This window comes from Acidicapsa acidisoli, from assembly GCF_025685625.1.
GTDB lineage: Bacteria > Acidobacteriota > Terriglobia > Terriglobales > Acidobacteriaceae > Acidicapsa > Acidicapsa acidisoli.
In genome coordinates this window covers 215,459-230,499 of record NZ_JAGSYI010000003.1, presented here as the reverse complement: position 1 = coordinate 230,499, position 15,041 = coordinate 215,459, and the positions used below count along the sequence as shown (strand labels likewise).

The window sequence follows — 15,041 nt, the reverse complement described above, 5'->3', positions numbered from 1 at the left end:
CGCTGAACAGAGACCTATACGCTTCCATCCCCCGACCCGTTCCCTCAATGGTCGGCGAGGCGCTGTTTCCTAGCCCTTTACCTTCGGCGAATCCGTCTTTTTGCCATTCGGGCGTATCGGACGTTGCTTGTCCTGCGATTGAATCCTATGCGCATCTACAATTGCGGCGATTAGGCCGGGAAACCGCTTGTCCACCTCGGTGCAGCGAGAGGTGTTGTGTATCTCAACGCCCTTCCGCTCGCCGCGAATAAGCCCAGCCTCGCGCAGCGCCTTGAAGTGCTGCGAAAGAGTAGACTTCGGGATAGTCTTTTCGCTCACGCTGAGAAACTCCGAGCAATTGTGCGAGCAATCCGAGCCCACGATCTGGGCAAAGATGGCGACGCGCACAGGGTCGCTGAGCGCGTGGAGAATCGCTTCCACGCTGACATCTTCAACCGAAGGATGAAACAGGGGCCTCATGGATTTTCATCATATCCGTGCTTGACAAGTAGTTCAATAGTTCATAAATTCAGAACTAAAGAAATATCGGGCCGATGTCCTTTTTGCAGGTCCGATGGGTCAACAATTCAACAGAGAAGGCGGCATCCAGCCGGAAAGAGAAGATTTCATGGCAAAAAAACTTGAAGGAAAGATCGCACTCATCACAGGCGGGACCTCCGGCATTGGTCTTGCCACCGCAAAGCGCTTTCTCACCGAGGGAGCGCAAGTAATCATCACCGGACGCCGCAAGGAGGCTCTCGACGCTGCTCTCCAGCAGCTTGGTCCCGGCGCAACCGGAGTTCAATCGGACTCTGCAAAACTGGCGGATCTCGATAAGCTCTATGCGGAAATCAAACAGCAGCACGGCCGCATCGATGTTCTCTTCGCCAATGCCGGAAGCGGCGAATTCGCGACCATTGACCAGGTCACCGAAGAACACTTCGATAAGACCTTCGACGTCAACGTAAAGGGCGTTGTATTCACCGTGCAAAAGGCCCTCCCGCTCATCCCTGACGGAGGAACGATTGTGCTCAACGCCTCCATCGTCTCGGTGAAAGGCATGCCCGCGTTCGGCGTCTACAATGCAACCAAGGCAGCTGTCCGTTCCTTTGCCCGCACATGGACAAACGAACTCAAGGACCGCAAAATTCGCGTGAACGTCGTCAGCCCCGGCCCCATCGACACCCCGGCAATCGACGGCCTGGCCGGAAATGATATCGAGCAGGCCAAACAAATAAAGGCCGCGCTCGTCTCCCAGGTTCCCTTAGGCCGGATGGGGGATCCCGACGAGATAGCAAAAGCCGTTGTTTTCCTGGCCTCCGACGACTCAAGCTACGTCGCGGGCGTTGAACTTTTCGTAGACGGTGGAATGGTGCAGGTGTAAAGCGCCTTTGTCCTCGCGGTCGCTCCGCAGATATTGCGGAGCGACCGCGAGGCGCGCCGTTTTGCGGCCTGTTGCCAATGGCGGCTGCGGCGAATCTTCCGTTCGCGGATACAATAAAAAGATGCAGTGGGGCCAAACCGCACAGTTCGCGCCAATTCCACCGGTTCCCCGGGATAGCGCCGGCGAAAGCGGCGCGAAATGAAGCGATTCTTTCGCCTCGGCCTCTATGCGGCGCCGTACTGGTTCCAGTCGCTGCTTGGCGTGGTGCTGCTGGCCGCTGTGGGCTTGTTCGAGGCGTTACGGCTTGCCATTCTGCAGCCGATCTTCGGCCCCGTCCTGAATCCAGGGGCCAGAACCACAAGCATTCCCCTGTTTCCCAAGCTGCCCGGTCCATACCAGTTCGATCTCATGAAGATCGTTCCGTCGCACTTCCATAATCCGTGGACAGTTGTAGCCTTCGCGTTGATTGCCTCCACGGTGTTAAAAGGCATTTGCGATTACATCGGCACTTATCTGGTGAACTACGCCGGTTACGGCATGATCACCGACCTGCGCAATCATCTCTACGAAACCATCATGAAGAGTTCCGCCGGCTTCTTTTCGAAGCACCCGACCGGAACGATTCTCTCCACGCTCATCAATGACGTGGAGCGCGTGCAGACCGCCGTTTCCGCCGTGCTCGGCGAGTTCCTGCAGCAGGCCTTCACCTTCGTCTTCACCATCGCGCTGGTCATCGCTTACGGAGGCCGCCTGAGCTGGGTCCTGCTCTTGTTCGTGCCGGTCGTCATCACCTCCGCGCGCAAGATCGGCCGCTCCGTCCGCACGCGCACAAGAACCGGTCAGGACCGCGTCGCTGAAATTCAGAACATCCTTCACGAGACCATCACCGGCAATCGTATCGTCAAGGCCTTTTCGACCGAGCTATGGGAGATTCTGCGCTTCAAGAAAGCCGCGCGCCGTCTCTTCCGCGCCAACCTCCACTCCGTGCGCATTCAGTCCATCAGTTCACCTCTCATGGACGTCATTGGCTCTGTCGCGATTGCGCTGCTCCTCCTTGTTGGGCGCAACGAGATCAAAGCGGGCAGGATGGATGTTGGGACCTTCGTCGTCTTCATCATCGCGCTTTTCAAGCTCTACGATCCGGTCCGCAAGTTCGCGTTCTTCTATAACAGCTTCCAGCAGGCCATGGGGGCGTCTTTCTCGATCTTCAACTTCCTGGACATCGAAGACGACGTGCGCGAAAAGTCCTTTGCTCACGCGCTCAAGCCCTTTCACGACAGGATCGCCTTTGAAAATGTCACCTTCGCCTATTCGACCGACGAGGGCGAATGCGAGATTCTGCATCAGATTAATCTCGAAGTCCGCCGCGGAGAGATGCTGGCACTGGTCGGCCCCAGCGGCGCAGGCAAGAGCACCCTGGTCAATCTCATCCCGCGCTTCTACGATGTAAGCGGCGGCCGCATTGTGATTGACGACCACGACGTGCGTTCGCTGACGCTTGACTCCCTGCGTAAGCAGATCGCCCAGGTTACGCAGGAAACGATTCTTTTCAACGACACCGTGCACAACAACATCGCATACGGCCAGCCCGAGAAGCCGCGCGATCAGGTCGAGCAGGCGGCGCGGCACGCACTGGCGCACGACTTCATCCTACGCATGCCGCAGGGCTACGATACGGTCATCGGCGAAAAAGGATTCCGGCTCTCCGGCGGCGAAAAGCAGCGAATCGCCATCGCGCGCGCCATATTGAAGAACGCGCCGATCCTTATCCTCGACGAAGCAACCTCCGCGCTCGATACAGAAAGCGAATCGCTCGTACAGGCCGCCCTGAGCAACCTCATGCAGGGCCGGACGGTCGTGGTGATCGCACATCGTCTCTCCACCGTTCGCCGCGCTACGCGCACCGTGGTGCTTGAAAGTGGACGCATCACCGCAATCGGTTCACACGAGGAACTGCTCAAGACTTCGCCGACTTACCAGCGTCTCTACGAGCTGCAATTCCTGGGCGGAGTAGAAGGTATCCTACCGGAGACTGTAGTGCCAATGGAGGCCGCCACATAAACACGTCTATGCCGACTCCCCCCATTTCCCCCAAAGTTGCAGCCGCTGGATCATCCCCGGTCTCGTCCATGACCGGGTTTGCGCGTGTCGCCGTCGAGTTGAATGGCCGCGTGAACTACTCACTCACCATCAAGAGCGTCAATCATCGCTTCCTCGATCTGCATCTGCGGCTGCCTTTGGGCCTTGATGCGCTCGAGATGGAGTTGCGTCGCGTGCTCAAGGAGCAACTGCTGCGCGGCCACATCGAACTTACTCTCATCGTCGATCGAATTGCCCACCAGCAAGGCGGCTACAATCGCGAACTCGTCGCCGGCTACGTCGAGGCATTCCAGGCCGCGGCGCAGGAGTTTGAACTGCAAGGGCAGCCGGATTTGAATGTCATTCTGCGCATGCCTGGCGTCATGCAAGCCGAGTCGCGTTCAAACGACGAAGACAACGTAGCGCTGACAGCAAGCGTCCTCGAAGAGGTGCTCCCGCTCATTGCATCTCTCAAGACGATGCGTCTCCGCGAAGGATCGGCGCTCGCTGCGATTCTCCACGCTACGCTTGACCGGCTCTCGGAAGCGGTCAAGCGCGTCTCCGAGTTGCGCCCCGAAGTGGAACTACGCTATCAGCAGCGCCTCGCCGAACGCCTCGAGGCAGCAGTAGGCACGGACGGAAACGGCGCTGGAGTGAACAGGCAGCGCCTGCTCGAAGAAGTTGCCCTACTGGTCGAACGCAGCGATATCTCCGAAGAAATTGCGCGCATGGAGACGCACATTCAGCACTTCCGCGACGTTCTAGAAGCTGGCGGCGAAACTGGCAAGAAGCTCGATTTCCTCTTGCAGGAGATGAATCGCGAAGCCAATACACTACTCTCAAAAACCGCTGGAATTGCGGGCAAGGGAACTGTCATAACAGAGTTGGGCCTGGCCATGAAGGCGGAGATTGAGAAGGCCCGCGAGCAGATTCAGAACCTGGAGTAGGACGACAACTCTCTCTTCACCCATTCCGCAGCACAACCGGTTCGCTAGAATCACAAGATTAGTAAGAAAGATCAGGAGACTGTGGCAGGAATTCTTTTTATCATTTCGGCGCCCTCGGGCTCGGGCAAGAGCACACTGGTGAACGCGCTGCGTTCGCAGTTGGGCGGCCTTGATTTCTCCATCTCGTGGACAACGCGGCAGCCGCGCGGCTCCGAGCAAAACGGCCGGGAATACTACTTCACCACTCGCGAAGAGTTCGAGCGAATGATCGCCGCCGGCGAGTTCCTGGAGCACGCCGAAGTCTTCGGCAATTACTACGGAACCGCACGCCGGTCGCTGGATGATGCAACGGCCGCCGGACGCGATCTGCTGCTCGATATCGACGTGCAGGGCGCGCAACAGGTGCGGCAAAAAATCCCCGAAGCCGTCAGTATCTTCGTCATGCCCCCCAATCCAAAGGTCTTACGCACGCGATTGCGCAATCGGAGCCGTGCCGAGGGCCACGTTGACGAAGCTGTTCTGAAGCTGCGGCAGGACGAGGCCAGCAAGGAAATTGAGAATTACCGCCAATACCGATATATTCTGATTAACGACGTCCTGGAACGAGCCGTAGCGCAACTGGAAGCAATCGTCCAGGTGGAGAGAATGAAACAGGACGGCATGCCGCTCGACCCGCGCACAAAGCGGGAGCTTGAGATTGCGGAAGGCTGCCGCGAAGTGAACTCCCGGGAGCGCCTGCGACCGGTTCTTGAATCTTTTGGCATTGATCCTGGAGATGGCCCACACCAATATCCACTTTTGTGACCATAGCAAAGCAAAGTTTTGGAGGACAATTGATGACACCCGATCTACCGATTGAGACCAAGTTCGACTCCAACTATCGCAAAGTCATGGTGGCGGCACGTCGCGCCCGTCAAATACAAAGCGGAGCCAGCCCCCTGGTCCGCAGCCAATCGAACAAGGCCTGCCGCCTGGCACAGGAAGAGATTCAGGCGGGGAAGATCGCTTACGTTCACACCGGTCCACCACCGGAAAAGCCGGCAATCGAAGATCCAGGAATCCCAATCCTCGCCATCTAATCGCTGCCGCGTCACCCCGACAACGTCGCCCACCAGGTATATAGCCTAAGATCACGGCCGGTTTCCCAACCGGCCCTTTCCTTTCTGATCAAGAAGCAATCTGACGCTCACCTCGTTCTCCTATGACTCGCCTGTAAAGGCAGAGGCGATAGCCACTAACGTCAACTCAGAAGACCTTTGCGGGCGTTCCATCAGCGCCGCAAGGAGTCAAATCCGGCGGCGTCGTCACCTTGCATAGCGTTCAATTTCGCGATCTGCATTCGCGTTACAATCGAAGCATGAAGGTGATGGTCGGCGTTTCGGGTGGAATTGCGGCATACAAGGCGGCGGAATTGGTGCGCGCCCTTCAGAAACAAGCACTTGAAGTGCGCGTCGTGATGACCGATTCAGCCCAGCGATTCATCCAACCGCTCACCTTCGCGGCGCTCACCGGCCACAAAGTCATCACAAGTCTCTGGCCGTCTCCCGAAGACGGCACCGGCTCAGGCGACGCCAACTTCGACGCCAGCATCGAGCATATCGCCGAGGCCCAATGGGCCGATGCGCTCGTCGTAGCACCAGCCACTGCTGGCATCCTGGCCAAGTTTGCCCATGGTTTCGCCGACGACTTCCTGACCACGATGTATCTCGCCACCACCGCACCCGTGCTCGTAGCGCCGGCGATGAACGTGAACATGTGGGAGCACCCCGCAACCCAGGCCAATCTTGAGACGCTGCGCCAGCGCGGAGTCCGAGTCATCGAGCCAGGTTCAGGGCAACTCGCCTGCGGCATGGTTGGGCCCGGCCGCATGGCCGAGCCTGAATTCATCGCCACGGCAGTCCTGAACGCCCTCGGACGCAGCCACGATCTCGCAGGCGAAGTCGTTCTCATCACTGCCGGAGGAACACGCGAAGCCCTCGACCCAGTGCGCTTCCTCGGCAACCGTTCCAGCGGCAAAATGGGCTACGCTCTTGCGGAGGCAGCTCAGAGCCGCGGCGCCAAAGTCATTCTCGTTTCCGCGCCGTCCGCTCTGTACCCTCCGGCCCACTGCGAGCTGGTAAAGGTTACGACAGCCGACGAAATGCGCGAGGCCGTCCTGAACCGCATGCCCGAGGCCACACTGGTCATCAAATCCGCCGCGGTCGCCGATTACAAACCCAGCATCGTCGCAGGCCAGAAACTCAAGCGAACCGGTCCCATGACTATCGAGTTTCAGCCCACCGAAGACATCCTTGCCGAAGTTGTCCGCAAGCGCCGTCCGGGTCAGCTCATCGTCGGATTCGCGGCCGAAACCGAGAATCAGCTCGAAAATGGCCGCGCCAAGCTGCTGCGCAAAGGCGTCGACGCCATCGTCGTCAACGACGTCTCCCGCGAAGGCGTCGGCTTCGATTCCGATTGGAACGGAGCCACATTCCTGACCGCGACAACCGCTATCGATTTCCCCGAAATGTCCAAGCGCAAGCTAGCCGACCGCATTCTGGACGAGGTAGTTGGATTGCGCCGGCCGCAGTCCCTTCTGGTCGAACTCTCCGGCATGGATTCGTCTCTCGAATCCGAACCGGATGAATCCGGGCCATTTGACTCTGAGCGCGAGTCGACCGTCGCCAGCCGTCCGCGCATTATGATCGAATAGGGAATCGTGACGCCACCTTCGAATCCCATCAATCTGAATGATCCGGCCACGCGCGACGCTCTGCACGCACGCCTGCGCTTCTATCGCGATCTGGGCATCGGCGAGTTCTACCGCCGCGAAGTCGACTCGGCTCTCTGGGCGCAGCCCAACCCGCAATCCGAGCCACAACCCGCGCCTGCGCAAACCCAGGCCACGCCGCCAGCACCACCCGAGCAGCTATTTCCGCAACTGAATCAGGAGATCGACATCGCACCCCGCAAGCCATTTCCCGCCGCGCCTGCGCAGGCTGAGCCTGTGCCGCCCGAGCAGCACTTCGCCGCGCTCAAACTGATCCGTGAAGAAATCGGAGACTGCACCCGTTGCGCCCTCGCCAAAGGCCGCAACAAGCTGGTCTTCGGCGACGGTGACCCCAACGCAAAGCTGATGTTTGTCGGCGAGGGCCCCGGTGCAGACGAAGACGCCTCCGGTCTGCCCTTTGTAGGCCGCGGCGGGCAACTGCTCAACAACATGATCGGCGCCATGGGCCTCAAGCGCGAAGAGGTCTACATCGCCAACGTAGTCAAGTGCCGCCCGCCCAACAATCGCACCCCGGAGCCCGACGAAGCGCACACCTGCTCGCCATTTCTCTTCCGCCAGATCGACGTGGTTCGCCCGAAGGTGATCGTGGCTCTGGGCCAGACAGCCGTGACGTATCTCACAGGCGAAAAGCGTCCGCTCTCAGCCTGGCGCGGCACGGTGCATCCATTTCGAGTAGGCGCAAAGCTCATCGTCACCTACCATCCCGCATTTCTGCTCCGCGATCCTAATCAGAAAAAACACGCCTGGGCCGACCTGCAAATCGCCATGCGCGAACTCGGCTTAACCTCACCCGCGCGCAAGTAGTAAGAAGCGCCTGATCAACTTCGCTGGCGATTGAATGCTCTACCAGCAGCCAGACTCATTCCGCCAAAGCGCCACCCCGCCAAGCAATCCCTCTTCGTTCGGCACGATGCGAATGTTGTGCGCCAGCTCAAATCGTATGTGCTTGGAGTTCCCGCCGCCCAAGTGCAGATAATCCCAGTTAAAGAGCTGGTTCGTCTGTTCGATGGCCCGCTGAACCAAATCATTCCACTTCTTCTTGCCGTATTTTTCGAGTCCTCGCAGCCCAAGGTAATCCTCGTAAGTCTTGTCCTTGCGCCATGGGTGATGGGCCAGCTCCAGACCGGGGCAGAGGCGGCCGCCGGTAAACAGGGAAGAGCCGAGCCCGGTCCCGAGCGTCAGGCAAAGCTCTACCCCTTTGCCGTAGATAGATCCATAGCCCTGCACCGACGCGTCATTCGCCACACGTACAACCTTCTTCCAATGCTCCTGTAGCGTCTCCTGTAGCGGAAATCCAACCCATTTGGGATGCAGGTTGTGCGCCGCAAGCGTGACGCCGTTCTTGACGACGCCGGGAAATCCCACCGAAACGCGGTCGAACGACGGCACCTGGGCGCGCAGATCGTCCAGAACCGCCAAAACCCGATCCGGTGTTGGATCCGGCGGAGTCAAAGCCCGGAAGCGTTCTGAAACCGGCTTACCGCTAGCGTCGAGGGCCATCATCTTGATGCCTGTTCCCCCGATGTCGACGGAGAGAGTAATCGGGGTTGCAGGCGAAGTTGTTGCTTGGAGAGCGGTTGGAGTGGGCTTGGAGATGCGCTTTTTCATCAGGACAAGATTGTAAATGTGCGGACCGTACGTTTGGGGGCACGAATAGGGAGCAGGCAGAGCCTTCTTATGGAAGGCCCTGGTACAAGCAGAAGCGCACAGCATTGGCAAGGTGGTCTGTCTGATGGGATACCAGTCGCGGCAGCCGATAGCTATTGCGATTCTGTCGGGAGAATGCGAGTTTCGAAAAATATTGCAAGTCGAACATAACACTCTAAAAGAGTTACAAAGCCTGCTAATAGTTTCTTAGAGAACATATGCTACAATCCCGGTTGCCAAAAAACTTCAAATATCGAGTTGACTTCCTTTGTCTGCCGATTGAGATAACTGTAAGATGTCCGGCTTGTAAGACAGTTGTCTGACAGTTACGAGGGATACTGTCTGAATCAGATGCAGTCAGCCAGAAGTCACCCATTGCCAAGGTCGGCAAGGGCACTCTCGAGACAGGAATCACTTTGCATCCCATAGCGATCGCTTTCTGCGCAGACAAGATGATGGAGTCCGCCCTCCACGTCGCAATGAGGTCCGCACTTGTAAATCTCAAGCCCGGCTGTTGTCCTCACATTTACGCGATGGTCGAGCATTTTTCCAGTGCTGACAGGGCGCGTCTCGCGCGAACTTTGGATGCCACGGGCCGGAAATATGACCTGACATATCTGGAGCCGGACCCGGATATGTTTGCGAGCCTTCCCGCGTTGCACGGAAATAGATCCTGTTATTTCCGTTTGCTTCTGCCGGAGTTAGTGCAAGAGGATCGGCTCCTGTACCTTGACTCGGACATTCTGATTCGATGCGATCTTTCGCCGTTGTTTGAGCTGGATATGAAAGGTTCGGCTTTAGGTGCAATCGTCGGCGGAACTGCCGAGTTCACTCTGGACAAGGAGTTGCGTTTATCGCTCGATCAATCCTTGACAGATCCGGCATTCAATTCCGGAGTGTTGCTCTTCGACTGTCTTATGTGGCGAAGGCAGCAGTTACTCAAAGAATGCGTGAGATTTGGCCTTGAATATAGAAACGAGATACGGGTCGTTGATCAGACCATTCTCAACGTCCTTTTCGCGACGAGCTGCATACACCTGCCGAATCAATACAACACAGCGATAACCAGCCGGAGCGAGCACATACCCTCCGAGGCCGTTCTGCACTACATCGGGAGTCCTAAGCCCTGGGATCTGGGAGCGGCGTCATTGCTCCCGTATGCAAAGGCATGGTTTTTAGAGTTGCGAATGACCGCGATACCTCTCAGACGTCGTATTCCGTGGCTGACTTTGAGTACATGGAGGCGGTTTCCGAAAATCCTCGGCGGGTACAGACGCCTGGCGGTACAGAGAATGCAGGGGTAACCATCCGGCCCGGGTCCGGCCAACGGCATCCCATACACTGGGGATTGGCCGCTATGCCCCTTTACTGCGAAGTCGCGCTACCTGTTCCCTTGGATCGCACCTTCACCTACCTGGCAGGTGGCAGCGCGAATTCAAATTCGACGCCGCAAGTCGGCGCGCGGGTCATCGTCCCTTTTCGCAACGAGAAGCTCATCGGCGTGGTGACGCAGCTTCACAGCAAGGCTCCAACAGAGTTCGAAGCCAAGCCCGTCGAAACTGTGTTGGATGAGGAACCGCTCATCTCAGCCCATCTTCTGGAACTGGCCGCGTGGATCGCCCAGTATTACCTAGCCCCACTCGGCGAAGTCCTGCGCGGAATGCTGCCGCTGACCGCTGAGGTGCAGCGAACCGTCTACTACCGAATCACCGACGCCGGACGCGACACACTGGCCGGCAGCTTCGATAGCCATCCGGGCAGCCCGCTCATAAAACGCAGCCAAAGCAAGCTATCTGCCGAAGATCAGGACCTGGAGCACAAAGTCCTCACCCGCCTGGCCGATGGCGAACAGGTGAAGCTCTCCACGCTACGCACCGCCACAGCAGCCAGTCTGCCCCTCCTTGCCGCAATGGTGCGAAAAAAGTGGATCGCGCGAGAAACCTCAGCCACAGAACGCGATGCGCGCCGTATGGAGCGATTCGCCGTTCTCATCCCCGAAGCCCGCTTGCCCACGCTTACCGCCAATCAGCAGGCGATCCTCGCTGAATTGGCAGCCTGCGGCGGCGAAATCTCACTCGCCGCCCTTCGCGAGAAGGGAAGCTCGCCTAGCACGCTGCAAACCCTCGTCCGGCGTGGCCTCATTCGTATCGACGAACGCCCGGCGAGCTTCAGCCTCAGCGGCCTGGGGCACGTCAATCCCAATCACGCGCTCAATGAGCAGCAACTCGACGCTCTCGCATCGATAACCACCGCGACCGGCTTCCAGCCATTCCTCCTGCACGGAGTCACCGGCTCCGGCAAGACTGCTGTCTACCTCGCGGCCATGCAACGCATACTTGATCGCGGCATGGCCGCAATTCTTCTCGTCCCAGAGATTGGCCTGACGCCCGCCGCCGCCGCCCAGCTCGATGCAACCTTCGGCAATCGTGTCGCCCTGCTGCACTCCGCGTTGACTCCGTCCGAGCGCTCCGAACAGTGGCATCGCATCCGCCGCGGCGAGGCTCCGATTGTCGTCGGCACTCGTTCGGCAATCTTCGCGCCAGTCCCCAATCTGGGACTCATTCTCATCGACGAAGAGCACGACCAGAGCTACAAGCAGGAAGAAACTCCGCGCTATAACGCGCGCGATGTCGCCGTCATGCGAGCCAAACTTGTCGACGCACCCGTCGTGCTCGGCTCAGCCACGCCATCGCTCGAGAGCTGGCAAAACTCCGAATCCGGCAAATACAAGCGCATCACCATGGCCGAGCGCGTGAACAACCGTCCGCTCCCCGGCGTCGAAATCGTCGACATGCGCCAGGAGTTCCAGCAAACCGGCCAGGAACAGTTGTTCTCTCGCTTGCTGATTACCGAGACTCAGGCAGCGCTCGATCGCGGCGAACAGGCCGTGATTCTGCTCAATCGGCGCGGCTATTCCTTCGTAGCCATGTGCCGCGCCTGCGGAGAAAAACTTGAGTGCCAGAACTGCGCCATCAGCCTCACGCACCACAAGCCGGTCGATTCTCCCGAAGCGATCGCGAGCGCTGGCCAGCGCCTCGAATGCCACTACTGCGGATTCCGCCGCACCGTCCCCAAGCGCTGCCCCAAATGCGACAGCGAACATCTCTACTACCTCGGCGCAGGCTCGCAGCAAGGCGAAGAGCGCCTGCAGGCCATCTTCCCCTTAGCGCGCATCGGTCGCATGGACCGCGACACCGTGCGTGGCCGTTACGATATGGAACGGCTGCTCGCCCGCCTTCACTCCGGCGAAATCAACCTGCTCGTCGGCACGCAGATGATCGCCAAGGGGCACGATATTCATGGAGTCACACTGGTCGGTGTCGTTGGCTGCGACCATGCGCTGTCCATGCCCGACTTTCGCGCCGCCGAGCGCGTCTTTCAGTTGATGACGCAAGTCTCCGGCAGGGCCGGTCGCGGCGAACTTCCGGGCCGCGTCGTAGTGCAAACCTATCATCCCGACCACTACGCGATTCTTGCCGCCTCTACGCACGATTACGCGGGATTTGTAGCGCGAGAGTTGAAGTATCGCCGCTGGATGCACTACCCACCCTTCGGCGTGCTCGCAAATCTCCTGATCCAATCCAAAAAGCTGGAGGAAGCAGCAGGATGGTCTGCAGCTTTGGGCAAGTGGTTTCAAAAGACCGCGCCCGAAGGCGTTCGCGTGCTCGGTCCTTGCGCAGCACCCATCGCGCGCATCAAAGAAACCTACCGTTTTCACATGATTCTGAAAGCCGGCTCACGCCGGGCATTGAATACGGCCCTGCGCGGCGCTCTTGCGCACGCCGAAGAGGTTGGCATTCCACGCCGCAACCTTGTCATCGACGTGGATGCGCTTCGCCTGATGTAACTCCCATATAACTCAAGCTACCCAGTGAGTTACTTCAGCCGTGAACTGTCTTATCTCACCAGCTGAAGACGCGAACGCCTTCGCTAGTCGCGCGCGAGTTATCGACCTTGGCGCTGACATTGCCTGCCCCCGTTGCGCCAAGAGAGGCCGCGGGAACCTTCGGCGCCGAGCCTGCGAACTCTTCTACTTCAATTGGTTTATAGGAGTTCATGACACTGACAGCTGTGTCTGCCTGTTCGGGGGTACCGCTAGCGAACACCAACACATTCCCACTCTGTACGCCGGCAAGATAAGCCTCGCACTCCGGCTTGGTCATACCCATGGAACTCAGATCCCGCGCAAGTCCAGCGGCAAAATCGATCGAGGGAGTACTGGTTGCGCTGGCGACCGGCAAAGATGTGGGCTTCGCGATAATTCGTATTCCTGTCGATGGAACGCCATTTTGGCGAAGCGCGTCCACCACTGCATCAGCCGTGCTTGCCTGCTCGAAAAGTCCAACTGCTGTCTCCATAATCTGCACCTCAAGTTACAACGCCTATAGTGCTCGCAAGGTGTTGAAGTTGCAGCCCCATTTTGCTCAATCCAGACTGGCAACGTTTACCTTGCGGGAACGCTTCCTGAAGAGGAACACGATTTCCCTTGAAGTCGTATCGGTCTACGGCTTTCGGGGGATGTCCCTGCTTTTCTTGTATTTTCTATCCTTCGCCAGTGAGAGAATGAGTGCGAACAGCCAGTAGTGTTCTCCACGCCCATCGCGGCAAAGGGGAATAAATCGTCCTGATTCACCCGGACAAGACATCGGGTTTGTGGTTAGCTTCGAAATTGTGGAATGCTCAGCAGGTGGTCTAACTCATGGGAAACTGGACGGTTGACGCGAGTCCCAGAACGATCTCGGCCAAAGCAGAGAAAAACAAATTGGACTGGACGAAACTGGAACAGCATCTGCAGGAGATCGGAACTCTGCACACGAGCATTTATCGGCTGGCGCGCGACCTCGCGCCCGCGATGGTGCTCAGTGGATACTGGTTTTTCAAGCACCCCGGACTCATGTTTCACGGTTCTGACTGGTGGTACATTCCGCGCATAAGCCTGCTGGAGATTGGCATGCTCGCAGGCGTAACCTTGGTCTCTCGTGTTGCAACAGGCCGTGGACGCGGCCCCAAAGAGGAGTTACTGCACAAGGAAATGTCTGCCACATTTCTGGCGGCTTTTCTGTGCGGCCTGGCTATCTATCCTGGCCTGCTGGCCAAACTCGACTGGCAAGAGGCGCTGCGCGTCGATGCAGGATTCTTCCTTGCCACATCGTTGGCCAGCCTCGTGTTTCTCGCGGTCGCCTGCGTTATCGGTTGGATCTCTATCGACACCATCATCCCCAAACGAGAAGTGTTGATCATCGGTTCCGGTCGCGGCGGACAGGCTGCATACAACGAAATGGTCGATTCGCCTGTCTACAACGTGGTTGGCGTGTTGGACGATACATTTGTTGGACCTGCGGAGATGAGAGGTCGCTACCTGGGTGGCCTCGAACTGCTTGATCCGCTTCTTAAAGAAAATCCCGTGTCTGTCGTATACTGCTCTCTGCCTGTGAAGTCGATGTATGAACCGATCCAGCAGGTCATCGCAGTATGCGAACAGTTCGGAGTAGAAGTCCGGCACTCTTCACATCTCTTCCAGACCAAGATCGCGCAACTCGACGGCAGGCCATGCAAGAACTACTCCATCCTTCGCATGGTTCGTGACGATTCCACGCGCTATGTAAAGCGCGCCATCGATGTCGTCGGAGCGGCAACTCTGCTGATTCTCTCGCTGCCGATTCTCATCGCGGCCGGCATTGCGATCAAAGTCGTCAGCCCCGGCCCCATCCTCTTTTCTCAGGATCGATACGGATTGCATCGCAGGCGCTTCCGCATGTTCAAGCTGCGCACCATGGTCGTAAATGCAGAAGGGCTCCTGGCTCAACTGGAGCACCGCAATGAGTTGGCTGGGCCGGCTTTCAAGATGCGCCAGGATCCGCGAGTTACAAAGATCGGAGCGTTTCTACGCAAGTCTTCCATCGATGAGTTACCTCAACTTTGGAATGTTCTTCTTGGAGATATGTCCCTGGTTGGTCCAAGGCCATTGAGCGTGCGCGACGTGCTCAAGATCGAAGACTCCGCGCAGTTGCGACGCTTCAGCGTATTGCCTGGCATCACATGCATCTGGCAGATGAGCGGCAGAAACAACACCGACTTCGATAACTGGATTCGACAGGACTTGGAATACATCGATTCCTGGTCGTTGCTGCTGGACTTCAAGATCCTGATCGGCACTGTCCCGGCAGTTCTGTGGGGCAAAGGCGCAATGTAAGTATTGTGGCCAGAGTAACGCGCTTCATCACGAAGCGATAGC

Annotated in this window: 13 protein-coding genes; 10 read left to right on the top strand and 3 right to left on the bottom strand. The window is 58.0% G+C overall.

Going from position 1 to position 15,041, the window contains the following annotated elements; genetic code table 11:
- Positions 1 to 69 precede the first annotated feature (69 nt).
- Positions 70 to 459 (bottom strand): ArsR/SmtB family transcription factor, encoded by a 390-nt coding sequence (locus OHL23_RS18660; RefSeq protein WP_263353473.1) that lies wholly within the window; start codon positions 457 to 459, stop codon positions 70 to 72.
- A 148-nt stretch (positions 460 to 607) separates the two neighbouring features.
- Here OHL23_RS18660 and OHL23_RS18655 point away from each other — a divergent pair, with 148 nt between their 5' ends.
- The 7 genes from OHL23_RS18655 (at position 608) to OHL23_RS18625 (ending at position 7,963) form a co-directional block, all read left to right on the top strand.
- On the top strand, positions 608 to 1,363 hold the full coding sequence (locus OHL23_RS18655; RefSeq protein ID WP_263353472.1) for a glucose 1-dehydrogenase: 756 nt from the start codon (positions 608 to 610) through the stop codon (positions 1,361 to 1,363).
- Between the two features lie 198 nt (positions 1,364 to 1,561).
- The gene (locus OHL23_RS18650) at positions 1,562 to 3,424 is read left to right on the top strand and encodes an ABC transporter ATP-binding protein (protein ID WP_263353471.1); all 1,863 of its coding nucleotides are present in this window, start codon (positions 1,562 to 1,564) and stop codon (positions 3,422 to 3,424) included.
- A gap of 8 nt (positions 3,425 to 3,432) precedes the next feature.
- Entirely contained in the window at positions 3,433 to 4,389 is a 957-nt protein-coding gene (locus OHL23_RS18645) for a YicC/YloC family endoribonuclease (RefSeq protein ID WP_263353470.1), read from the top strand.
- Between the two features lie 81 nt (positions 4,390 to 4,470).
- Complete coding sequence (gene gmk, locus OHL23_RS18640; protein WP_263353469.1) at positions 4,471 to 5,193, top strand: guanylate kinase; 723 nt, start codon at positions 4,471 to 4,473, stop codon at positions 5,191 to 5,193.
- A gap of 32 nt (positions 5,194 to 5,225) precedes the next feature.
- Positions 5,226 to 5,468: a DNA-directed RNA polymerase subunit omega gene (rpoZ, locus tag OHL23_RS18635; protein ID WP_263353468.1), complete on the top strand. Its 243-nt coding sequence runs from the start codon at positions 5,226 to 5,228 to the stop codon at positions 5,466 to 5,468.
- 230 nt (positions 5,469 to 5,698) lie between these two features.
- Positions 5,699 to 7,081, top strand: a complete 1,383-nt coding sequence (gene coaBC, locus OHL23_RS18630) for a bifunctional phosphopantothenoylcysteine decarboxylase/phosphopantothenate--cysteine ligase CoaBC (protein ID WP_317891702.1) — start codon at positions 5,699 to 5,701, stop codon at positions 7,079 to 7,081.
- A 6-nt stretch (positions 7,082 to 7,087) separates the two neighbouring features.
- Positions 7,088 to 7,963 (top strand): uracil-DNA glycosylase, encoded by an 876-nt coding sequence (locus OHL23_RS18625; RefSeq protein ID WP_263353467.1) that lies wholly within the window; start codon positions 7,088 to 7,090, stop codon positions 7,961 to 7,963.
- A 39-nt stretch (positions 7,964 to 8,002) separates the two neighbouring features.
- Here the strand turns inward: OHL23_RS18625 and OHL23_RS18620 are convergent, their stop codons facing one another.
- Entirely contained in the window at positions 8,003 to 8,767 is a 765-nt protein-coding gene (locus OHL23_RS18620; RefSeq protein WP_263353466.1) for an ROK family protein, read from the bottom strand.
- A 455-nt stretch (positions 8,768 to 9,222) separates the two neighbouring features.
- On the opposite strand from OHL23_RS18620, the gene OHL23_RS18615 reads away from it, so the two are divergent.
- Positions 9,223 to 10,110: a glycosyltransferase family 8 protein gene (locus tag OHL23_RS18615; RefSeq protein WP_263353465.1), complete on the top strand. Its 888-nt coding sequence runs from the start codon at positions 9,223 to 9,225 to the stop codon at positions 10,108 to 10,110.
- Between the two features lie 53 nt (positions 10,111 to 10,163).
- Positions 10,164 to 12,653, top strand: coding sequence for a replication restart helicase PriA (priA, locus tag OHL23_RS18610; RefSeq protein WP_263353464.1), 2,490 nt, complete (start codon positions 10,164 to 10,166; stop codon positions 12,651 to 12,653).
- Between the two features lie 55 nt (positions 12,654 to 12,708).
- On the opposite strand, the gene OHL23_RS18605 is transcribed toward priA, so the two are convergent.
- Positions 12,709 to 13,164 (bottom strand): general stress protein, encoded by a 456-nt coding sequence (locus OHL23_RS18605; protein WP_263353463.1) that lies wholly within the window; start codon positions 13,162 to 13,164, stop codon positions 12,709 to 12,711.
- 341 nt (positions 13,165 to 13,505) lie between these two features.
- Between OHL23_RS18605 and OHL23_RS18600 the strand changes: the two genes are divergently transcribed.
- Entirely contained in the window at positions 13,506 to 14,999 is a 1,494-nt protein-coding gene (locus OHL23_RS18600) for a sugar transferase (RefSeq protein WP_263353462.1), read from the top strand.
- Positions 15,000 to 15,041: the final 42 nt, after the last annotated feature.

Coding starts and splice junctions, on each gene's coding strand:
- OHL23_RS18660 (WP_263353473.1), bottom strand. CDS start 459: ATGAGGCCCCTGTTTCATCCTTCGGTTGAAGATGTCAGCGTGGAAGCG.
- OHL23_RS18655 (WP_263353472.1), top strand. CDS start 608: ATGGCAAAAAAACTTGAAGGAAAGATCGCACTCATCACAGGCGGGACC.
- OHL23_RS18650 (WP_263353471.1), top strand. CDS start 1,562: ATGAAGCGATTCTTTCGCCTCGGCCTCTATGCGGCGCCGTACTGGTTC.
- OHL23_RS18645 (WP_263353470.1), top strand. CDS start 3,433: ATGCCGACTCCCCCCATTTCCCCCAAAGTTGCAGCCGCTGGATCATCC.
- rpoZ (WP_263353468.1), top strand. CDS start 5,226: ATGACACCCGATCTACCGATTGAGACCAAGTTCGACTCCAACTATCGC.
- OHL23_RS18620 (WP_263353466.1), bottom strand. CDS start 8,767: ATGAAAAAGCGCATCTCCAAGCCCACTCCAACCGCTCTCCAAGCAACA.
- priA (WP_263353464.1), top strand. CDS start 10,164: ATGCCCCTTTACTGCGAAGTCGCGCTACCTGTTCCCTTGGATCGCACC.
- OHL23_RS18605 (WP_263353463.1), bottom strand. CDS start 13,164: ATGGAGACAGCAGTTGGACTTTTCGAGCAGGCAAGCACGGCTGATGCA.
- OHL23_RS18600 (WP_263353462.1), top strand. CDS start 13,506: ATGGGAAACTGGACGGTTGACGCGAGTCCCAGAACGATCTCGGCCAAA.